Source organism: Aliinostoc sp. HNIBRCY26 (genome assembly GCF_050235535.1).
Taxonomy (GTDB): Bacteria; Cyanobacteriota; Cyanobacteriia; order Cyanobacteriales; family Nostocaceae; genus Trichormus.
Map to the genome: position 1 here is coordinate 6,384,225 of NZ_CP189852.1, position 21,970 is coordinate 6,406,194.

Consider the following 21,970-nt stretch of genomic DNA (forward strand, 5'->3'; position numbering starts at 1 on the left):
CTCCCAGAGTAGCAAGACAACTTTGGTTTAGATGGTTTAGGTACTTCCCTGGCATCTTGCTATGAGCATAAAACTTGATAACTAAAAGTACAATGTTTACAATCGTGGAAGTTTGTCATAAATCTTTGTGAAGAAAGTTTTCAGCTAGCTGATTTCTAAATTTTTGGTGTTTAATACGCCAAAAATATGGCATTCAATAGTACCTAAATGTCGATAATGAACTATATGCTAATAAAACAACTGATTGATTGCTCCTGGTTTCTACTATGCCTACTTTACATCTATCCTTCTGCACAAGATTGCTGATGAGAATCAAGTAGATGACGAAACACACACGGATCTCAATTTGTTTGCTTGAATAGCTATATTGATAGGATTGCAACTTCACTTTTTTGATTATGCCCAGTAAGTTAATTGATGTTAGAGAATATACAGTCAAAGCTCATCAAAGACTGATTCACACTCGCGTGTTTAATTTTGTCTGTAAAGAGTGCAACGAAGCTACAAAACGTGAGACTTTCGGCCCTCGTCCTTTATATTGTGAAAGATGTCGTCCGCCACAACCACCGAAAAAATCTCAACAGCCATCTCGTAAGGCTAAACCTCGACCCATGTCTTATAAAAGTGATACTGATTTAGGTTGATTGAGAACTACACAATGAATAATCAATTAAATTTAGAACCCCCCCCGCAGGACTTCATCTCACCATTATTAGAACTCAGGGACTACTACAGTCGTCTTGTAGAAGAGTATGAAACTCTGTACACACAGGCGCGATCGCAACTTGATCATGTACAAGCTTTGTTAGCTCAATGGTCTGTGGTTACAGACACTAAAAGCCAAGTTGCTACCCTCGAAGTCGGTCAAGATGTATCTAATCATCATCAAGATGAGCCTTTGTTGTCTTCGTCTGATCAAGTTTCTCAGGTAGCCGTGAATTCAGTAGAATCCAGCGCTGATAGTGAAGAAGACGAAGACGCAGCGACCTTTGGAGAAACGGAAGCTGCATTTAGTCCACAAGTGACAGCAGAAAGCATTAAGGGAATTGATTTCCCTATGCTACCTGAGTATAAAGCGATGAGTCGGATGGAAGCTATTCAAAAGTTACTACAGGAACACTTGGGTGCTGTCTGTCATATAGATTTCATCGTGCGATCGCTCTATGGTGAGTTAGATCCACATATTTTTAAAGTAGTTAAAGGTAGAGTTCAATCTTCCCTCACCCAAGGTAGAGAAAGAAAGGTATGGTTTGGAATACCTGACGAACCTGGTTGTTACACCATAGATTTAACTTTGGTTAATTCTAATCGCACTCATACTTACTCTCGCAATGGCAAAAGTAAGAGGAAGCCACCTTTAATAGTTCCGAAAGCTAAAGTTGTGCCGATGCTCAAACCCTATGAAGGTCAATTTTTAATTGATGCTCTCACTGTTTTCTTTCGACACCATCCAGGAAAAGTATTTAGTGTGGCGGAAGTCGTCACAGGTTTATATGGAGACATCAATGATGAAGATTACCGTGAGGTTAAAGGCAAAGTCTTAAACGAACTATCACGCGGTTATCGCATCGGCAGATTCGACAGAATGCCGGAAAAGGTTGGTTTCTACACTTTGGATGTAGATTTGGCGAATTAGGGATTAGGGATTGGGGATTGGGGATTGGGGATTGGGGATTGGGGATTGGGGATTGGGGATTGGGGATTGGGGAGACAAGGGAGACAAGGTAGACAAGGGAGATTTGACTTCAATGCCCTATGCCCTATGCCCTATCCCTATGCCCAATCTAAGGTGCGTTTGACGGCTTGTTGCCAAGTGGCAAAGTTATGTGTGATGGGGTTTGGTTCAAATATGCGGTCAATTTGTCGTTGGTTGACTAATGCTGTGTAACTGTCCCAAAATCCTACGGCTAAACCGGCGGCAAAGGCTGCACCTTGGACGGTGGTGTCGCGCATGGTGGGACGTTCTACTGGTATTCCTAATACATCGGCTTGGAATTGCATCAGGAAATTATTTTCGCAAGCACCACCATCAACTATTAAACGCTGCATGGGATGACTACATGAGGTGTTAATGGCTTGTACTACTTCTACCACTTGATAGGCGATCGCTTCTAATACGGCTCTGACTAAATGCTGGGGTTGGACGCTGGCGGTAATGCCTAAGAATGCACCTCTAGCGGTCATATCCCAGTAGGGCGCGCCTAATCCACTAAACGCTGGGACAAAATAAACTCCGCCGTTGTCTGATACCTGCGTCGCCATTGTCTCTGTTTCCGCCGCCGTTTTAATGAACTTGAGACTGTCTCGCAACCATTGAATACAAGCCCCACTAGTAAACATACTGCCTTCTAGGGCATAGCCGACATTTAAAGTTTGACTGGCATTGGTTTGTGTCCAAGCAACTGTAGAGATTAATTTATTTGGCGATCGCACAATTTCTTTTCCAGTATGAGCCACCAAAAAGCTACCAGTGCCGTAAGTACATTTCATCAAACCAGGGCGATCGCAGCCGTGACCAAATAAAGCGGCTTGCTGATCACCTAAAATAGCTGTAATGGGAATTGCTGCACCGAGTAAATCAGCATCGGTAACGCCAAATTCGCCTAAGCTGGGTTGGATTTGCGGCAATATCTGCGTCGGAATTTGGAAAATCTCTAATAATCTCTCATCCCATTCGCAGGTTGTGAGATTCATTAACATGGTGCGGCTAGCGTTGCTGTGGTCGGTGGCGTGGACTTTCCCACCTGTTAATTGCCACAATATCCAGGTATCAATTGTACCTGCCAAGACATGACTTAAATCAACGCCGCTCATCTGGTCTAATAGCCATCTGAGCTTAGTTGCCGAGAAATAAGCATCGATAACTAAACCAGTGCGATCGTATATTTCTTCAGCATAGCCTTTTTCTTGTAATTGATTACACAAAGGAGCAGTCCGCCTATCTTGCCAAACAATGGCCTTGTGTAATGGTTTCCCTGTGGTTTTATCCCAGAGTAAACAAGTTTCTCGTTGTACAGTCAAACCAATAGCAGCAATTTCCGATGGGGTAATTTGAGCGTGCGAGATAGCATTTTTAATTACCCAGCAAGCATCATCCCAAATTTCTTGCGGGTCATGTTCCAACCATCCCGGCTGGGGATAATATTGTGTGAGTTCTTTATATGCTTGTCCGACAATCTTACCATCTGCGTTGAAGATAAAAGCGCGGTTGCCTGTCGTACCTAAATCCAACGCTAAGATATACCGTGATGATGTGCTGCTCAATGTCTGCATTCTCTCTTCAAGGAATTCAAAATTTTTAGAATTAATATAAATCGTTGGTGTGTAGGTGAAACCCGTCACACGTCACAGGCATCGTTGTTAATTATAATGTGATTGTATGCAATTTTTATTTATAGATAACTAATTATGCAATACCAGATTTTTGTTCAAAATCAACAGGATAACTTTATCGCCTCAGTGGTTGGTATGCCAAATGTCATAGCAGAGGCTAATACAGAAGCAGAAGTAATTGCCAAAATTAAATCTGTCTTAGAAGCACAATTAGCTACAGGTAAGTTCATGACTATTGAAGTCAACCCAAAAACAGATCCTCATCAGGAAACAACTCAGATGAAGTATGCTGGCATATTTGCTGATGATCCATCATTTGATGATTTTATGGAGAAGCTAGCAATGATCCGTGCAGAATCAAATATAAAGACAGATGAGTGATGACAAATTACGTTTTAGATACAGATCACTTAAGTCTTTATGGCAGAAATCACCCTAATATTATATCCAGACTCCTGGCAGCAAAAATACAATTAACAACAACTGCAATTAATGTTGAGGAACAGTTAAGAGGTCGTTTAGCTCAAGTTGCCGAGGCAAAAAATGGACAATTAAAATCTCATGCTTACTATTGGCTAGTAGAAACAGTGATGCTTTTGTCTGAATTTAATATTCTTCAGTATGACGAAAAATCTCAAGATATATACCAGAGCTTGAGAAATCAACGTATTCGTATTGGCACTCAAGATTTACGCATTGCATCGATAGTTATAGGTCATCAAGGTATTCTCTTAACTAGAAATCGTCGAGATTTTGAGAAAATTCCAGGCTTGATTATTCAAGATTGGTCAATATAGATGTTATTTGTTGTCGATATTAATATCTTTAATGAAAGATTACGAATTACTATAGAAATCATACAAGACTCATATTTGATTTCTGAAATACACGTAGTGGCGTGGCAAGGCTAAAATCGTGTATTAGATGTAGATGTAGGTTGGGTTGAGGCTTTGCGAAACCCAACGCCATAACCAATGTTGGGTTCCCTAACGTCAGACCAAAAGGTAGTAAGAATAAAACCAAAACCGAAGTGATATTAACATCTGAACTATTACTAATTAAAAAGATGATTAACTCACTATTTAAGCTAATGACTGTTGGGTTAGGCGATGTAAGTCGGTACGAAACTGAAATTTATAGACAAAACTTGGAAATTAAAGCCCTCTAAGCATTTGGGTGATTGCATTCTCCTACTCTGACAAAAGAGGGATAGTATGGTTTTTAACTAAAAACGTCTCAATTAGTCGTATTCGGCTGTACGAAACGTTTAATTTCCCCACAGGCAATATAAGACTTGCCATCAGGGCCAGTTTTCACCTCGTCTACAACGTACAGCATTCCCTCCTCACGCACTGAGCGAGGGAAACGCATATTCCAATCGGGTTCATACCCATCAGAAACCACTCTAGCCCGTAACTTGCTGCCGTCTTTGACACACTGCACCAAAATGCCATCATTTACAGTGTCAGTGGTAGGCAAGTCCGCCGCACTTGCAGGGCCTTTAGAGGCTTTACCTGTACTCACAGACCTTGATTGTCTGGGTGCAACGAAAATATCAGCTTCACCGGGTTTAGTTAAACGGTTAATTTGACCAGTTACACGATAAAAACTACCATCAGTTGACAGTTCCACCCCTTGCACAACGTAGCGCGCTCCCTCTGCACGAATAGCACGGGGAAATTGGACATTTTTGGTAGTATCATAACCATCAGACAGGACTTTGACCCGCAGCTTACCACCTTCCCGCACACACTGTAATTCCACACCTGAACCCACATCGTTGACGGTGGGCATGGCGTATATTTCATCACCCGCAGTCACGCCACGACCCACCAAATCGGTACGGGTGCGGTTCATCGCCTGATAGGTTTGATCTAATAGTTCTTTACGTCCTGCATTACCTAAAGTTCTTTGGGCAATGCGGCTAGCAAAATACTCTAGTTGGTCTATCTCCTCAGCAATTTCAAAGTTCTCATTCAAACCTTTGTTTCGCAATTCCTCAATCAGAGAACGTAAGATTTTTTCTGCTTCTTGATGCTTACCATGTTCCGCTAAATCAAGGGCAGTTTCTTTCGCCTTGGCAATAGTCAAACGGCTCAAGTCCAGGAGAATATCACTAGAAGCCGCAAAAGCAGATTCCTCAACTGTACCGACTTTAGCGATGACATCGGTTATACCTGAAACACGTTGAATGACATTATTCTGCACCACATCGGCACTGTAATGCAGTTTCATCAAAGGTAATTCACCAACTTTAGCCGCCGAGACTTCTAGGCTTAACCCTAAAAGTTTATCTTCACCCTCGTAGAGTTCCCCTAGAGTAATTACCGATTGACCTTGTTGATTTTGGCTGACTTTAGCCAGACTTAAAATATCAACCAGATTTACACCATTAGCTAGTTCTAAGGTGACTTTGAGATTCTGCCCGACTACGGCTCTAAGACTATCTAATTCAATGCTAAATACTTCCGAAGCTTCATCAACACTTTGAATAAAGTAGAAGTTACCACTAGCAGCCCTTGCCATTCCAATCAGTAAATCTTCATTAAAACCCTGGGCAAACCCTAATGTAGTTGTGATTACACCTTCCTCAGCTTTTTGACCGGCTGTCGCTGTGAGGATTTTGGGGTCTTGAATCCCCATATTAGCGTGACCATCGGTAAGCAGCAGTACACGGTTGATTTTTTGTGGGTCAAGTTTCTGCTTCACATATTCACAACCCTTAAGCCATCCCCCAGATAGATTAGTAATACCACCTGCGTGAACCCGACGCAGAGCATTTTTCAACGCAGATTTATTTGTGACTGGTTGGGGTGGAACTACTGTATCTACAGCATCATCGTATACAACTACTGAGAGGATATCATTAGCCTCTAGTTGGTCTACCACAGATTCCGCCGCCCTGAGTGCATGAAATAAAGGCGCACCAGCCATAGAGCCAGAACGGTCAATTACCAGGGACAAGTTAAGATCCCGTCGGGGAGATTCTGGTATATCAGCCCGAAATCGCAGCAACGCGTTTGTTTTTAATGAAGAACCGACAGTTAAGATAGCTGGGTCAAATGCGTAACTTGTTTTAATCATATTTTCCACCTTGAAATGATTGTTAAACAGTAGTTAGCTTGATCATATGCTCTGTATTTCAGTGTACCCAGTAAAAAAAGTGTTTTTAGGGCATTAGGGAACAGGAAACAGGGAACAGAATCTTTTATTTTGAATTTTGAATTTTGAATTTTGAATTGATTAGTCCCCAATTCCTCTATTGCTCATAGGTAAGCATTGCACTATAAAGGAGTATTGGATTTTACTGCAAGAAAATGCCTATGCTCATTGCGATCGCCAGAATATTTCGCCTATGTATCAATAGTTTTAGGCGATTAGTCACTCCTACTACTCGAAAAGGTAGGCGTTCATTAATACCACCTATTAGTCTGGGGTTGGGAAGTTTCATACTAGTTTTGTTTTTGGTAATACATCCAGGTTTGACTCAGACACCAACACCGACACCTACAGCAACACCAACACCCACAGAAACACCAACACCTACAGCTACAGCTACAGATAAGATGTTGGTGGCTACACGAGTTATCCCACCTTTTGTGATTGCAGATAAAGATAAAGGTAAACTATCAGGATTTAGTATTGACCTTTGGCAAAGTATTGCTAAGGAAATAGGTTTAAATTATCAGTTTGTGGAATATCCCAATGTGGCAAATTTACTTTCTGCTGTGAAAGATGGTAAAGCCAATGTCGGGATTGCAGCTATCTCAATTACCGCCGAACGCCAACAGCAATTTGATTTCTCTTTACCCATGTTTGCTGGGGGTTTACAAATCATGGTGAGAAATTCTGAGACTGGCGGTGGTGGTGTTCCCAATATTTTCCAACTGTTTTTCTCTGCTTCTTTGTTGCAGGTTATTGGTTTGGCGTTGGTGTTAATTGTTTTTGCGGCTCATGTAATTTGGTTATCAGAACGGAATCATGAAGAAGGGATGATATCTAAATCATACATTCCTGGGATTTTCAAAGCTTCTTGGTGGGCGGCTGCAACATTAGCGACTCAAGCCGATGAAATGCCCAAAGGTGCTATTGGTAGGTTTATCGCTATTATCTGGATGTTTATCGGTGTTTTATTTGTCGCTTACTTTACAGCCAGTGCTACTACTTCCTTAACTGTACAGCAGCTACAGGGAGAGATTAGTAGTGTCAGTGATTTACCTGGTCATGTCGTCGCTACTACCGCCGGTAGTACGGCTGCAACTTACCTGAAAGAACACAGAATTCCTGTGCAGGAAGTTGCCAAAATTGAGCAGGCTTATGAGGCTTTACTGAGTAAAAAAGCAGATGCTGTGGTGTTTGACTCGCCAGTGCTGCTGTTTTATGCGGCGAATGAAGGTAAAGGAAAGGTTGAAGTGGTGGGTAGTATCTTCCGTGAGGAAAATTACGGCATTGTTTTGCCTAATGATAGTCCCTACCGTAAACAAATCAATCGAGTTTTACTGAGTTTAAAGGAAAATGGCACTTATCAAGCACTCTATGATAAGTGGTTTGAGGTTGATAAATCTTGATGGTGAGCCAACATTAGCTTTAGTGGCTAATGTTGCTCATTTACGCGCCTGGTTGGAAATAATCAAGGAGGCGATCGCCTGAATCAGCGCGAATCAGTGCCACAATGACATCAGGTAAAGCAGTTAAACTGGGATAAATCAGATAACGTCCTTCCCACTGGGGATGAAATTTGTCTTTGTAGGCGTGTAGTCCCTGAAAATTATAAAAATTGTTTAAATGTTCATATAAATAACGCAATCCCTTCTCTAATCGTCGCGATTCTGGTTTTTCCCCTACTCCCGCTAATGCAGATAACCCAAAGTTAAAACTGTCGTAACCCTGATTTTGCAGATGTTGTAATAGGGATGTAAATAAAAAATCCATTGTGCCATTTTCCATTGATTGGCGATGGCGCATCAAATCAATAGCTCCTTGGTTACGTTGGTATTTAGGCATAATATTGACAAAAGCATCGATTCCCCCGTCGGGATTGTGTACGATCGCTATTTCACAGCCTCGTAAATAAGCTTCATCAAACCATCCCACAGAAAAGCGTTTTTCTGAACCTTGCACCATTTTTAACCATTCATCACTCACTGATTTGAGTTGCTGCAATAATTTGTCTGTAATTGGTGGTGGATAAAAACTGACTCGATAGCCTGATTTTGTTAAACGGTTGATGGATGAGCGAAAGTTTTTACCGGCTTTACCTTGTAAGCTAAAAGTTTTCAGATCCACTATCGCCTCTTCGCCAATTTTGAGAACTCTAAACCCCAATGAGGTATATAGTTCCAGATGATCAGGTAAAGTCTGGTAAAAAGCTGGATACCAATCATTACGTTGACAGAATTCTTGGAAACTCACAATTACTTCTTTTCTGTCTGCAATGGGGCCAATGGGATCACCTAAAGCGATCGCACCCCTACCCTTGGGGACATAAGCAATGATACTCTGACCAGAAGGACTGAAATAATAGCTTTTGTCATTTAAAAGTGCGATCGCTGCTAAAGAAGAATGTCCATATTGCTGTACGATATCTTCAGCTTTTCTGTGTTCCTTTACGGTGGCTGGATTGCGTAAAAATACTGGTTGTAACAACATCACCACAGCAAATGTGATTGTACTAGCGGCAATAACATAAATAGAATCAGCAAAAAATCCCCCAAACTGACTTTTGGGTTTTAACCCCCAATTATCTTCTGTAAAAAACATGGCAAAGGTTTGCAAAATTGCTTCACCCCAATTAAAATTTTCGGTGAATTTGCCATCTAATAAATAAAATCCCACTGTGCCGTAAGCGAGGGTAAACAGTAATGCACCCATCAGTAGCCGCACACCACGCGCCACTGAAGGACGGTCAGATTGTGCTGTAAACAGATGGCGCATCCAAATTAACTGCACTAATAAAACACCAGATAAAATACTCTCTTCATAATCCCATCCTTTAATTAAATGACTCATTATGGAAATAATTAATAGACAGATAGTTAGTATCCAAGCTACTTTTTTTCGTCGCCATAAATTAGTAGCTAATGTTAATAAAATGAATCCCGTCAAGGCGGCAAAGATATGACCAGTCGCCCGAACTTCAAAAGGCAGAAATTCTTTTAACCAATGATTTCTCTCCGCTAAACTAGGAGTAACTGCTGATAACAAATTGACGATTCCTACTATCCCCGTCAAGATAGCAATACTCCACAAGCTGAGTTGAGTTTTTAATTTACTGTTCATAATTTCAGAGATTGTTTTCCAGTAGATGTCATGTAATTTTAATTACATTTTTACCATGATATTGATGTGACCGAAAATCAGCGCAATACTATAAATGTAATTTTGGTGACTCAGTATTTTAATTAAGATATGTTGCAGTACGACTGGCAAAATTGATCTACTTAGGGATGATAGTGATGAGTTAAAGTTATTGCCTTGAGGGAGCGGTAGGCAATTTGAAAAGTAGTGCAGAAAAAATTTTGGTGGTAGACGACGAAGCAAGTATTCGCCGCATTTTGGAGACTCGTCTTGCAATGATTGGCTACGATGTCGTAACGGCTAGCAATGGTGAAGAAGCATTGACAGTTTTTCGCTCTTGCTCGCCAGACTTGGTAGTTCTGGATGTGATGATGCCAAAGTTAGATGGTTATGGTGTTTGTCAAGAACTACGCAAAGAATCTGATATTCCCATTATTCTCCTGACGGCATTGTCAGATGTTGCAGACCGCATTACTGGTTTAGAATTGGGGGCTGATGACTACATAGTTAAACCATTCTCTCCCAAGGAACTAGAAGCGCGAATCCGTTCAATATTACGTCGGCGAGTCAGTAAAACAAATAGTAGAGGTTTTCCCAGTTCGGGGGTAATTCAGGCAGATACGTTGAAAATAGATACAAATAAGCGACAAGTTTACAGAGGTAATGACAAGATTCGCCTCACAGGCGTAGAGTATAGCTTGTTAGAGTTACTGATTAGCAACAGTGGCAAATCCTTCTCTCGGAAAGAAATCTTACAACAGGTGTGGGGTTACAGTGCAGAACAAAATGCAGATACTCGTGTAGTCGATGTGCATATTTCCAGATTGCGTTCCAAGCTAGAAAAAGACCCAGACAATCCAGAATATATACTGACATCTAGGGGTAGTGGGTATCTGTTTCAACGAATTTCTACAACAGATCATGAGTAAAGTAACCCCAATTCTGGCTTAGTGCCATTACCTGTGAATATTACTGAAATATCACAACAAATTGCTACAGGTTGTGCTGATACCAGTGGGAGTAGTTTTATTGCCACGGGACGGGGTGGTGTGCCACAAAATCCTCTTCAACAAGTGAGGAGCGATCGCACTTGGTCTGATATCCGCAATTTGGCTGCATACCGCAAAACTGAGGCAGTAAAAGCACAAATTCCCTCATCGCCTAAAGTTCCGCTACAAGCAACATCTTGGTATCGTAATTCCCAAGGTAAAATTGAGCTGGTAGCAGTTAAATCTTCTATGAGTTGGCAACCATCATTTACCTGTGGATTTATTCCTAAAAGTTAATTTTAACACTAAAAGTAAAGTGCTAAAATTTGCGTTGTTTAACCAAGTAAATTTGCACAAATGAATAATTTATACAAGAAAAACGTTGTGATTATCGGAGGAGGCCCTGCGGGATTAGGTGCAGCTTTAATGTTAGCTAAAAAAGGCTGGAAAGAGATTACGGTTATTGAAAAAAGACCATCAGCAGATTATTATGAACCAGATAAATCATTTAGTTATCAAATTGATGGTCGAGGTCAGAAATTCACCGATTTATTAGAGATAACTACTAAACTCGCTGAGTTGAGCGTCCCTAACACTGACTTTTACTTAACCATTATCCAAAAAGACGGCACACGCAAAACAAGTAAACTACCCATTGCCGATTCTCAACGCAAAACAGTCTACTGGCTACCAAGAGCATCATTTGTACAATTACTTTATCAAGAAATTCAACAGCGTTGGTCAGATAATGTTCAGGTTCTATTTAATACTGAATGTGTAGAGATTAAACAAAATCTAGAGCGTTTAGAAGTTGTTACCCAATCTTCCACAGGTGAAAAACAGACTTTCATGCCAACCTTGATAGTAGGTTGTGATGGATTAAACTCTATTGTCCGCCAAACTCTTAATCAAATGGCAGGTCAATCAGATTTATTTGAGATGCAAAAATTTTCCTCTCCTAGTGCTGGTTTAAAATATAAAGTCCTTACCTTACCTCCTCAATTCCCTTTATCAGAAAGCTCAGGGGATGTGTCACAATCTACAATGGCTTATGCTATTAGATCCGCTTTTAAGGAGCGTAAAAAAGCAATTTCTTTGGGATTATTACCCTTGAAGAATCAGGATCAGCCAAGAACTGCCAATATTATTACCTATGAAGATCATCACATCTGGCAATTAAAAACTAAGGAAGAAGTAGAAGATTTTTTCAAACGAGCTTTTCCCCAGTTACCCATAGAAAAGATAATTCTTCCTGAAGAAATAGCTAGGTTCACATCCAGTGAAGGGGGTAAATTTCCTATGCCTCAATACTGTTCAGGCTTGTATAAAATCTGGGGTAAACCGGAAATCGACCAAGGAACAGCCGTAATTTTATTAGGAGATGCAGTTCATTGTTTTCCCCCCGACATCGGACAAGGTGTGAATTCTGCCTTAGAAGATATCTATATTTTATGGGATTTATTAAACGCCAATCAAGATAATATTTCTCAAGCACTACCGCGCTATCAAGACCTAAGATATCCAGATATAAAAGCCTTAATCCGTTTAGTACAAATTAGTTATCCTTGGCAATATAATCAAGATGCTTTGCGAAAACGACTGTGGAGTATTAATTTTTTCGCACGCTTAATTTTGAATCGTTTATTACCTTTTATATTCAGTAATCATTCCTTTTTATTAATTCAGAATCATGAACTTTCTTATTCAGAAATTCTCGCTAAAAGTGAGCGTACTACTCAATTGTTATGGCTGTTGGGAGGAGTGATTATATTGATTTTATTTTTGGGGTTGATGAATTCAAATAACTTTATATAGGATTCATATAGGACTAATATTTGATTTTTGAAATGTATGTAGTAGCGTGACAAGCCTTAAATGATGAATGAGGAGTAGGTTGGGTTGAGGCTTTGCGAAACCCAACGCTATAAACCAATACGGTTCAGATAAGAAAAATAAATTTCAACCAAGCCAGCAAATGATCACTCAACAAAAAACGAAAAAATGATTTTGGAGGGGGTTTGGGGGACGCAACCGTCCCCCAATCGGGGGCTTGGGGGAGAATACCCCAAATCTTGCTCATTGTCTAATAGGCAGAGCAAAAATTGAGAAATTAACTCTCACCACCTTAACTGAACCGTATTGCGCTATAACCAATGTTGGGTTTCCTAACGTCAACCCAACCTACAATTTTTTGCACTATTTATATAATACCAACTTGGGATTTTGAGTTTTTATGATTGATTATCGATACCACAACCGTAGCTTCTTTTCATATTACGAGGAATGGAAGGACGGCACCAAATTCGATTATTGCCAACCACATGATTAATTACTAAATCTTGCGGATTGATATCTACTTCCTCCAGCTTGTTTTGGTTATATTTTTCTGGAACTAAGAAGTAATTATCTTTGCCGCCACCATCAATAAATAAGCCTAAAGTGAGTATAATTTGGCGCAAACCGGATGCACCCTCAACAAAAGATTGTCCATAGGCGGGTTCGGCAAAAGTTAGATAAGTATCATCACCTTTTTTATCCCAGAAAACGCCAATGCCATTAATATCGGCACTACCTAATATTCCGTGATGTCCTAAGTAATAATCGTTGCCTGCACTGTCTTCAAACCAACCTATACTCCAATCACGACCTTGACCTAGACTCTGAGAAATTCTCACATTATAGCGATCGCTGCCATTATCATCTTGATAAATACCGATAGCAAAGTGGGGTGAACCTCCCAAGCTATAGACTCCGCTACGGTGGTAATCATCTCCAGTTTTGTCTACTAATACGCCTAAGCTATACCAATAACCTGTTCCTTGGCAGTAAATATCACATTCGTAGCGGTCATTGCCTGTAGCATCTATTAACATCCCGATACCACCAGCCCAGCTATGACCATCATTGTAATCTGCGCGTCTACCATAGGCAGCACCTTGAGCAAAATGAATGTGTTTTTCTGAACCGAAGGGGCCACCATTAGGATATTTATCTTCCATACCGACGTAATGATCATCACCATCACTGTCTAAAAGTAACCCTACCCCTTTAGTAAAGCCGTAGCCTTGGCCGTATCTATATAAAGAATAGCGATCGCTGCCTTGATTATCTACTAACACTCCTGTGCCGAAACTACCACTACCTTGCAAGTTAGCCAAGCCGCGATAGATGTCTTCACCCTGCGCGTCATTCAGAATGCCTGTACCGAAAATCCCTACACCTTGGCTGGTATACTCTGCCTCGTAGGTATCATTACCTTGCATATCCATCAGCACCCCATAGCCGAAGATACCTGCGCCAAAACTGGGAACTTTTCCCTGGGGACTGGAATAATGATCATTACCTGCTAAATCAATGGTGACACTGACACCGTGGCTGATATTTCGATTTGCAGCACCACCAGAGTAAGTATCGTTACCCGCCAAATCGACTATGAGTAAATAATCGTCAGCAGGATAGACATGATCACCTTGACCACTGATGATGATTCTACCTTGGGGTGTATCTACAGTGTAATCGTCATCACCCAACCAGGAACGGAGATTTAGTTGACTCAATTGAGTCTGCAATCGTTGAGTGGCACTAATAGCTAAGATAGCTCCTGTATTGAGGAATTTAAAATCAACGTTATCAAGTAGCGATTCTATTAAAATTACCTGTTCTGGAGTCTCATCCTGTGCTTGAGCAGTGCTTTGGTTGACAGTTTGAAGTACGTAGTCAAGCACATTAGTATAAGTCGCGTCTGCATCCAATTGTAATTTTTTGAGCGATCGCAAAATTCCCAATTCTCTGTAGTGCAGGACATCGGGGATTGTGAATAAAAACTGGGCTATCTCAGAACGTAGTTGTGATGGTAAGGCTTGATATTGTTTAGTTTTGAAGCTCTCAACAGATTGACCAGTTAATTGACTTAAACTCACAGCCAAAGCATCATCGCCCAGTGTTTTAACTTGTTTTTGGTATTTGCTTAATAAGTCTCGATTTAACGCCGGATTCATCCCAGCATCAATTCTTCTGTGGACACTAGCAGCCAGTAACGCTAAATCTGATTTAGCCGCTAATAAGTCGTTACTCATGGTGCGGGTGTAACTACTAATTTTCCAAGGATTGTCAAAAAACAGATCCAGCATTTTAACTCGATATTGATCGCCACCCCATAAAGCCATATCTTTTTGATCTCGTTTGAGATCATCAGGCGTTAATTTAGCAGATGCTAGTGCTTGCCGAAACAATGTTCCTTGTTCGGTTAAATATTCCGTAGTTATAGCATTAGCACTGTATCCAAAAATTACAAACCAGCATACCAGTAAGCTAGTGAGGATTAATTGGGTAATTGGTTGTGGCAGCGATCGCCTGAGTTGGCGGAAAATCATTGATTATATAAAATTGTTCGAGGTTTCGTCGGTTATATGCCACACATGGGGATAACCGCAATGAGATGTTGTATTTTATTCGTATTTGCAGGCGTGCAGGGCGCAAGGGAGAGAGTTTACAGCTTTTATAGACTAATGAAATTATGTCTAATATTGCGCTAACGGTATCCGTATTTTGGCGGATAGCCTACTGACGTTAGTTGTTTCTTCGTTTACAGTTGTGTTAGCAACAGAAGACTTTATTAACGCTGGAAGCAACGGCAGATAATTGGCACTAGAAACGAAAAATAAGGACACAATGGATACTCCACCTCTTTTGCGTGATTTACCATCTCAGTTTGAGCCACTGCGACCTTTTCTAGAATCCGACTTGCAACCCTATATCAAAATCCATGTGGGAGAAGAGGTTGAATGGCTAAATGCGGCTTGGGATGGAGATCCCCTAGAACCCTGGCAGAGTAAAATTGGAGGCTACCCTTACCTACCGAAAGAAACAGACTATCCCCGCGATCGCGAAACGGGTGAGATGATGATGTTTCTGATGCAGGTAAACTGTGCTGAATTGCCAATCATCGACGGGTTGAGCTTACCCCGAAAGGGGATTTTACAGTTTTACTCTGGCTTAGATGTGCCGATGGTTCAGCTAAGTCCTGAACAACATCGTATTCTCTATTTCTCTGAAATTATTCAGGACAGAAATAACTTAATCACTGACTTCAGCTTTTTAGGAGAGTTTGCCTACCAGCGAGAGTGGTATGAGGGAATTTACTCATTAACCTTTTCTGCACAACAAGATGTATTTTGTGTTACTCGTGATGGGTATGGTAAGACCTTTGATATTCCTGAAGAACTGAAAACGCTCTGTCGGGAATTTAATGGTTGGTTGAATGAGCAAGATGATCAGGAAACGATTGATCGGCGCATCAACAAACTCGGTGGAGAAGTAGAGTTTCACTCCTATGTCAGCGAAACGGTAGGGGACGCAAAGGGACAATTGCTCTTGGAACTTAACCACCCATATGATATTTGTGATTATTTTTACTTTTTTATTGAGGATAGTGATCTAGCCAATTTAGACTTTAGCAAGGTCGAATCTTATTTTATGCGTACATAAGAAGGCAACAGGCGTGATTAAACCATGCAAGATTACCTACTGCTAGTTTTCATTGTCAGTCCCTTGATTGTCGCTGGAGTCGTGGCTTTTATATCTAGTCAATCTCTGGTATCGGTGGTGCTGGTACTGTTAGGAGCGATCGCCGGAGCAATTTTGACTATGCTATCGGGGATTGTCTGGTTGCAAATGCTTCACTCTGAATGGATACAATCCCAAGCTGCGGGGTTTATTTTTTTGCCTGTTGTACTACCTTTTTTTGCTTATACAGGGGCGATCGCTGGAGCTTGCCTAGTAGCTATTTTAGCTATTTACAGCAGGCATAATTCTTCATCTTGTTTATTTCAGGCGATCACCATTGGTTTGACCATTGTACTGGCTGGATTGATACCATCTGCGATCGTAAAGCTGCCATCATTTTTGGGAACAACAATAGATGTGAATGGCACCGCTAGTAATTTTTTGATTGTACCTGTTTCTGCAATAGTTACTGGGGTAGCCAGCTCCTGGCTTGCAAGTAAATTGGCGAATTTATTTGTAGGCACTCCTTAAGGGTTTCACTCAATTGGTGGCTATTAGACTGATGTGAATTATGAATTATTCATATAACTATAACTGCTGACGCAAGGTATTAATAAATTCGGTAACTTCTTTTTCTCCCTCTTTTTCTCCTCCGGCTTTCAGCATTTTTAAAGCTTCTTCGGCTGTGCGTAATGCTTCCCGAATTTTGCCGCGTTTTTGTTGTGTAGTGGCGATAAGATAAAGACTTTAGCCCAACTACAAACTTTAAAATTAATGCGATAGACCGATAGCTTCTATTTTTATTGATCCCAAGGCATTCAATTCAAGTTTAGTTAAGTAATTTAACTCTCAAGATGATTTCACGCTACAAAATAGAAATATTGTTGGGTATGGCAATTTATGAATCAGCCTTTGCGGATGTTGGGAGTTGCGCCGAATGCGTGGATGGTGAATCAAGCGATCGCAGATATCACCCGTCCCCCAAAAACCCCATATCCCGTCATCCTTTCCACAGAAACTAAAACCCTGCGCTTAGACTTAGCAAAAACCGCCATCCTCGTCATTGATATGCAAAACGATTTTTGCCATCCTGATGGGTGGTTAGCGCATATCGGTGTGGATGTAACTCCTGCACGTCAGGCGATCGCCCCTTTAAAAAATTTACTCCCAGAACTACGCGCAGTCAATGTACCCGTAATTTGGATTAATTGGGGAAATCGTCCCGATTTACTCAATATCAGCGCAGCTTCCCGCCATGTCTACAACCCCACTGGTGATGGTGTAGGTTTGGGTGATCCATTGCCAACCAATGGTGCTAAGGTACTAGCAGCAGGGAGTTGGGCTGCGGCTGTCGTCGAGGAACTTACCCAATTACCAGAAGACATTTGTGTTGATAAATACCGCATGAGTGGCTTTTGGGATACGCCTTTGGATAGCATCCTCCGCAATTTAGGAATAACAACATTATTGTTTGCTGGTGTGAATGCGGATCAATGTGTATTAACAACATTGTGTGATGCAAATTTTTTGGGCTACGACTGCATTTTAATTAAAGATTGTACAGCTACAACCTCCCCCGATTATTGTTGGTTAGCGACGTTATACAACGTCAAACAATGTTTTGGTTTTGTCAGTGATTCACAAGCAATTTTCACAGCTATAAATCATCTTGAAAGCACAGGAGGGGAATGATCAATGCGCGCTACTCGTTGTGTAATTCCGATTATTAAATCTCCCCAAGATTATCAAGTATATCGCATTAGTCCCCACGATACGAATCGGTTAGCAATTATCTTTGATTCCACAAATGCTAACACTTCTTTGACTTGCTGTTTAGAGATTTTTGATGTGGGTGGACAAACACCGCCAAACCGCCATCAATGGGCGATAGAAATGTTTTTTGTATTAAAGGGCGAAGGGATGGCGATTTGCGACGGTAAGAGAGTTCCGATTCAAGCCGGCGATAGTTTATTAGTACCGCCAACTGGAACTCATTTAATTAGAAATACAGGTAATAGTCGATTGTACACATTAACAATTATGGTTCCTAATGAAGATTTCTCGGAACTAATTCGTAGTGGGATACCCTTAGAATTAGATGCAGAAGATTTGGCAGTATTGGGAAGATTAGATGCTTTAGTTTCTTGTTAATGTAGCTGGACTTTTCCCCCGCCCTTGCGCGCTCAATGGCTGATGATTAGGCTTCAATTAAGGGCTGATAATCATCGGGGTGATCAAATCCAGCAATCCAAGCTGCTGCTTGATGACAAGTCTGCATATAGGGGGGAACACGTAATACATGAATGTGTCCAGTAGATGGGCAAATGACCTTTAATACCATGAGGGGTTCGTCATCCTCGAAAGGAATATAGATGAGTTGGCGTTCTCCTCCTGCATCGCGATCGCGGTGACGGATTAATCCTCCCACTTGCTGGATAAATCTTTCGTATCCCACACGCTCAATCAGCACACGGCGTAATTCCACATTCTCTGTGTTGAGGATATCTTGCCCAGTGATACTATCTCCGGCAAAGGCGATTTTGTCACTAACTTGTACACCCCGCCACCGCAAAACAAAACCATGTCCAGGTTCTAAACTAGTAATCCCACTTCCGGCTAACTCAATCCAATGGGTGACATGAAGACCTATCGGAAGTTGAGTTAAGTTGACACAATCGCTAATATCTAAACTTTCACAGGTGAGATTTTCCGGTAGATGGTAAAGCTGTGGCGCATCACTGACATCCAAATGACCTAAAACCCGCATCCCAGGGATGGCGCGATGCTCAAGAATTAGTCGGCGTGCAAGTCCCGGTGATACAGGCTCATTACTGACTTGTGGTTGTTGTTTCGTTACTTTTTTGGGTATACGCCCATTTGACATGAATCTGAGCATTAATCTTCCACCTCTACATAAGCATCAGGACGATATTCCCGTTGTTTCCAAACACGGTAAATACCTGGGGGTAATTCAATTGCCCGATGCTCTTCATGAATCAACGTCGCGCCTGTTTGTTTCACCTCCAAAAACATCTCATTTCCATGCGCCCATAACTGTACAGCATCAGATGGCTGGACACGGTGGCTGTGTCCTGTAACTTCACCATGAGCCAGAACAGTACCTAAACGCTTTTGGGCATGATTGGGTATAGTTCCTATCCGCCTCAATAAAACGTCACCATGTCTATAAAGGGCATTCGCTGAATTAACTGGAGAGTTTTGACGATGATTCAGCATATTTACGCAATATTTTGGGTAATTGGGAGGAATAACTTATTATAGTACATTAATACTAAAAATGTCTGGTAATTTTTTGTTATTCTCTCCCCATCTCCACAAATTTTTCAAAAACCAGGGTTATAAACCAATACGGTTCAGTTAAGAAAACAAATTAACTGCTACACATAAAACGGATCTATTTTTTGGAGGGGGTTTGGGGGACGCAACCGTCCCCCAATCGGGGGTTTGGGGGAGAATCCCCCAAGTCTTGGTTCTTCTAAAATCGATAAGCTGACAACGTTAACTGAACCGTATTGGGTTATAAACACCCGCAACCCATCAAAATTAATGGGATCTTTCTCCCTGCCCCCTACCAGAAGTCCCTAAAAAACTTCTGGTGGGGCGATATCGTTACCGACACGAATACCAGTTGGGGTAGTTGTAATTCCTGGTTTATTAGTGACTCCTGGCTGAGATTTTGGCGAATCGGATACTGACGGAACAGGAGGATTTACCGGATGCGGATTTAATAGATTGGTAGTTGCTGGTGGTTGAGATAGATGGAATAATCCCCCTACTGCTCCAGCAACCAAGGCTGTATAACCTAGATATAAATGTAGTGGGCGAATTTCCCACCTCAAATCTAAAGATGGTTTCTGAGGCTGACACCATAGGGGTAACATTGATTTGACTCTATCCAGTGGAGGTAGAGAAGCCGCTAAAATTATCCCATTCATTCCCAGTGCATTACCCATGAGGCGGATGCAATCACGCAAATATACATCCTCTGATAATATTTCTAAGTCAGCATTTTCCACTGCTGCCATCTGGGGAATCGGAATATGAGTATATATATGTAGTTGCGCTAAAGTTTTATTTTGCAGTTCACGGGCTTGTTTGAGTTGTGAACCGATTTGGCGCACAGCCTCTAGACGCTGTTGTTGTGCTAGTTGCTTAACTAATTCAGTTTTGGTAGGTTTACTATTGGAAGTTAAATGTTGAATAAATTTACTGATAGAGTTATCAGTAGTATTATTTGTAACTTCTGTGATTGTAGTAATACTAGCATTTGTATTTAAACTTACTTGCTGTGTAGTTGATAATGCCTGCGTTGGCAAATCAGATAAGTTATGCTCATCAACCGTTGCAACATTAGTTGAAGTATCAAGATGATCTTGCTGAGGAAATTCTTGAGAAAACTGTTGAAATGTTAAACCAATGGCTTCTCTACCTAAAGCTTTACATAACACCTTAGCTTGTTCACCAGCATCACCAAGTAATGTTTGTAATCTGGTTACTATGCGGCGATAAACTTGACTACGATGAAGTTGAGCTTCAATTTGACCTAATAGCGATCGCAATTCATCTTGAGAAAGTGTAGCTACCGACTTTCCCGGCATATCTAATAAATATACAGATGCAGTAGACATAATTAAAGTAAATTTAAGTACGCAAACCAGATGAGCCTGTATATTTTCTCCCCTCGTCCTCAAATAGATCCGGAAGTTTCAGTATTAATTTGCAGAATTTCTCAACACCCGATACAGGTTATGGGGACTGGGGATTGGGGACTGGGGATTGGGGACTGGGGATTGGGGACTGGGAGACAAGGTAGAAGTAATGACTAATGACTAATGACTAATGACTAATGACTAATGACTATTGACTAATGACTAATGACTATTGACTAATGACTATTGACTATTGACTATTGACTATTGACTACTAACCTTTGACTTCTCCACAAACTCTTCTATCCATTGAAAATATTGCTTTCCTGCTAATTGTGCTACGTTGTTATGTCCTGCACCTTCAAATAAAATTATTTTTTTGGGTTCTGGTGCAACAGCATATAATTTCTGACTCATAAAGGATGGTACTGTTTCATCAGCAGTACCATGAATGAATAAAACTGGCATTTTCAATTGTGGTATTTTCTTAATAGATTCAAATCGCTGATTCAAAATTAAATCTATCGGGAAAGCACGAAACGTATTACGATAATCGATCATTTCTCGGATAGATGTAAATGAGCCTTGAACAATTAAACCTGCGGCTTGGGGTTGTTTTACTGCTAAATCAATTGCTACTGCGCCCCCTAAAGAATGTCCATAGATAAAAATATTTTTAGGGTCGATTTTTCTTTGATTTACTAAGTAATTCCAAGCAGTTGCAGCATCTTGATAGACGCTCATTTCGTCAGGAAATGCGCCTTCGCTGCGACCATATCCGCGATAATCAATTAACAGTACCGAAAATCCTAGTTGGTGGAATCTATTGGCATGAGTAACGTTAGCACCAATATTTTCACCATTACCATGCAAATATAATAAGACTTGATCATTTTTAGATTTAGCTGGTATCCACCAAGCATGGATACGTTCTGTCCTTCCTGAATTAGCTGTTACAGGTAGCCACACATCATCATAGGACAGGCTAAACTCTTTTGGTGTAACTTCGATAACACTGGAGGGAAAGAAAATAAACCGAGTTTGTTGGCGTGCGAGAAATATACAAATTGTCAAATAAGCGATCGCTACTACTGCTGTAACTAAAGGTAGCAATTTGAAACACATTTGTAATATAGGCGGCATTTTTTTAATGATTGTGGCCATAGTGTGGTAGTT

The 21,970-nt window shown here is 40.9% G+C and carries 20 protein-coding genes; 12 read left to right on the forward strand and 8 right to left on the reverse strand.

Annotation, left to right across the window (positions count from 1 at the left end; translation table 11 throughout):
• Nucleotides 1-398 precede the first annotated feature (398 nt).
• Nucleotides 399-644 (forward strand): hypothetical protein, encoded by a 246-nt coding sequence (locus ACQFX9_RS26905; protein WP_103137138.1) that lies wholly within the window; start codon nt 399-401, stop codon nt 642-644.
• A gap of 14 nt (nt 645-658) precedes the next feature.
• A complete protein-coding gene (locus ACQFX9_RS26910; protein WP_427159604.1) occupies nt 659-1,636 on the forward strand; it encodes a hypothetical protein in 978 nt (325 codons plus the stop codon).
• Nucleotides 1,637-1,773: 137 nt separating this feature from the next.
• Here the strand turns inward: ACQFX9_RS26910 and glpK are convergent, their stop codons facing one another.
• Nucleotides 1,774-3,273: a glycerol kinase GlpK gene (glpK, locus tag ACQFX9_RS26915; protein ID WP_427159605.1), complete on the reverse strand. Its 1,500-nt coding sequence runs from the start codon at nt 3,271-3,273 to the stop codon at nt 1,774-1,776.
• Between the two features lie 135 nt (nt 3,274-3,408).
• Here glpK and ACQFX9_RS26920 point away from each other — a divergent pair, with 135 nt between their 5' ends.
• Together ACQFX9_RS26920 and ACQFX9_RS26925 are read left to right on the forward strand one after the other, a co-directional pair.
• On the forward strand, nt 3,409-3,714 hold the full coding sequence (locus tag ACQFX9_RS26920; RefSeq protein WP_427159606.1) for a type II toxin-antitoxin system HicB family antitoxin: 306 nt from the start codon (nt 3,409-3,411) through the stop codon (nt 3,712-3,714).
• Nucleotides 3,714-4,130: a type II toxin-antitoxin system VapC family toxin gene (locus ACQFX9_RS26925; protein ID WP_427159607.1), complete on the forward strand. Its 417-nt coding sequence runs from the start codon at nt 3,714-3,716 to the stop codon at nt 4,128-4,130. Before ACQFX9_RS26920 ends, ACQFX9_RS26925 begins: the two co-directional genes overlap by 1 nt.
• A gap of 439 nt (nt 4,131-4,569) precedes the next feature.
• Here the strand turns inward: ACQFX9_RS26925 and ACQFX9_RS26930 are convergent, their stop codons facing one another.
• Nucleotides 4,570-6,417 (reverse strand): vWA domain-containing protein, encoded by a 1,848-nt coding sequence (locus ACQFX9_RS26930; RefSeq protein WP_427159608.1) that lies wholly within the window; start codon nt 6,415-6,417, stop codon nt 4,570-4,572.
• 239 nt (nt 6,418-6,656) lie between these two features.
• On the opposite strand from ACQFX9_RS26930, the gene ACQFX9_RS26935 reads away from it, so the two are divergent.
• Nucleotides 6,657-7,901 (forward strand): transporter substrate-binding domain-containing protein, encoded by a 1,245-nt coding sequence (locus ACQFX9_RS26935; protein WP_427163015.1) that lies wholly within the window; start codon nt 6,657-6,659, stop codon nt 7,899-7,901.
• A gap of 40 nt (nt 7,902-7,941) precedes the next feature.
• Here ACQFX9_RS26935 and ACQFX9_RS26940 read toward each other — a convergent pair whose 3' ends face one another.
• Nucleotides 7,942-9,612 (reverse strand): phosphatidylglycerol lysyltransferase domain-containing protein, encoded by a 1,671-nt coding sequence (locus ACQFX9_RS26940; protein WP_427159609.1) that lies wholly within the window; start codon nt 9,610-9,612, stop codon nt 7,942-7,944.
• Nucleotides 9,613-9,827: 215 nt separating this feature from the next.
• On the opposite strand from ACQFX9_RS26940, the gene rpaB reads away from it, so the two are divergent.
• Genes rpaB through ACQFX9_RS26955 form a run of 3 tightly spaced genes read left to right on the forward strand, consistent with a single transcriptional unit; the run spans nt 9,828 to nt 12,434 of the window.
• Entirely contained in the window at nt 9,828-10,559 is a 732-nt protein-coding gene (gene rpaB, locus ACQFX9_RS26945; RefSeq protein WP_427159610.1) for a response regulator transcription factor RpaB, read from the forward strand.
• A gap of 33 nt (nt 10,560-10,592) precedes the next feature.
• Nucleotides 10,593-10,916: a hypothetical protein gene (locus ACQFX9_RS26950; protein ID WP_427159611.1), complete on the forward strand. Its 324-nt coding sequence runs from the start codon at nt 10,593-10,595 to the stop codon at nt 10,914-10,916.
• 60 nt (nt 10,917-10,976) lie between these two features.
• Nucleotides 10,977-12,434 (forward strand): FAD-dependent oxidoreductase, encoded by a 1,458-nt coding sequence (locus tag ACQFX9_RS26955; protein WP_427159612.1) that lies wholly within the window; start codon nt 10,977-10,979, stop codon nt 12,432-12,434.
• Nucleotides 12,435-12,850: 416 nt separating this feature from the next.
• Here ACQFX9_RS26955 and ACQFX9_RS26960 read toward each other — a convergent pair whose 3' ends face one another.
• On the reverse strand, nt 12,851-14,992 hold the full coding sequence (locus ACQFX9_RS26960; protein WP_427159613.1) for a hypothetical protein: 2,142 nt from the start codon (nt 14,990-14,992) through the stop codon (nt 12,851-12,853).
• 298 nt (nt 14,993-15,290) lie between these two features.
• Here ACQFX9_RS26960 and ACQFX9_RS26965 point away from each other — a divergent pair, with 298 nt between their 5' ends.
• From ACQFX9_RS26965 to ACQFX9_RS26980, 4 genes are all read left to right on the forward strand, one after another.
• Nucleotides 15,291-16,106 carry a DUF1963 domain-containing protein gene (locus ACQFX9_RS26965; RefSeq protein WP_427159614.1) on the forward strand — a complete coding sequence of 272 codons (816 nt, stop codon included), beginning with the start codon at nt 15,291-15,293 and terminating at the stop codon, nt 16,104-16,106.
• A gap of 24 nt (nt 16,107-16,130) precedes the next feature.
• Entirely contained in the window at nt 16,131-16,655 is a 525-nt protein-coding gene (locus ACQFX9_RS26970; protein ID WP_427159615.1) for a hypothetical protein, read from the forward strand.
• A 369-nt stretch (nt 16,656-17,024) separates the two neighbouring features.
• Nucleotides 17,025-17,816, forward strand: a complete 792-nt coding sequence (locus ACQFX9_RS26975) for a cysteine hydrolase family protein (protein WP_427159616.1) — start codon at nt 17,025-17,027, stop codon at nt 17,814-17,816.
• A gap of 3 nt (nt 17,817-17,819) precedes the next feature.
• A complete protein-coding gene (locus ACQFX9_RS26980; RefSeq protein ID WP_103137342.1) occupies nt 17,820-18,275 on the forward strand; it encodes a cupin domain-containing protein in 456 nt (151 codons plus the stop codon).
• A gap of 46 nt (nt 18,276-18,321) precedes the next feature.
• Here ACQFX9_RS26980 and ACQFX9_RS26985 read toward each other — a convergent pair whose 3' ends face one another.
• From ACQFX9_RS26985 to ACQFX9_RS27000, 4 genes are all read right to left on the reverse strand, one after another.
• Nucleotides 18,322-19,008: a DUF6745 domain-containing protein gene (locus ACQFX9_RS26985; protein ID WP_427159617.1), complete on the reverse strand. Its 687-nt coding sequence runs from the start codon at nt 19,006-19,008 to the stop codon at nt 18,322-18,324.
• Between the two features lie 11 nt (nt 19,009-19,019).
• Complete coding sequence (locus ACQFX9_RS26990) at nt 19,020-19,361, reverse strand: hypothetical protein (RefSeq protein WP_427159618.1); 342 nt, start codon at nt 19,359-19,361, stop codon at nt 19,020-19,022.
• A gap of 365 nt (nt 19,362-19,726) precedes the next feature.
• Nucleotides 19,727-20,773 carry a helix-turn-helix domain-containing protein gene (locus tag ACQFX9_RS26995; RefSeq protein ID WP_427159619.1) on the reverse strand — a complete coding sequence of 349 codons (1,047 nt, stop codon included), beginning with the start codon at nt 20,771-20,773 and terminating at the stop codon, nt 19,727-19,729.
• Nucleotides 20,774-21,058: 285 nt separating this feature from the next.
• The gene (locus tag ACQFX9_RS27000) at nt 21,059-21,958 is read right to left on the reverse strand and encodes an alpha/beta hydrolase (RefSeq protein ID WP_427159620.1); all 900 of its coding nucleotides are present in this window, start codon (nt 21,956-21,958) and stop codon (nt 21,059-21,061) included.
• Nucleotides 21,959-21,970 lie beyond the last annotated feature (12 nt).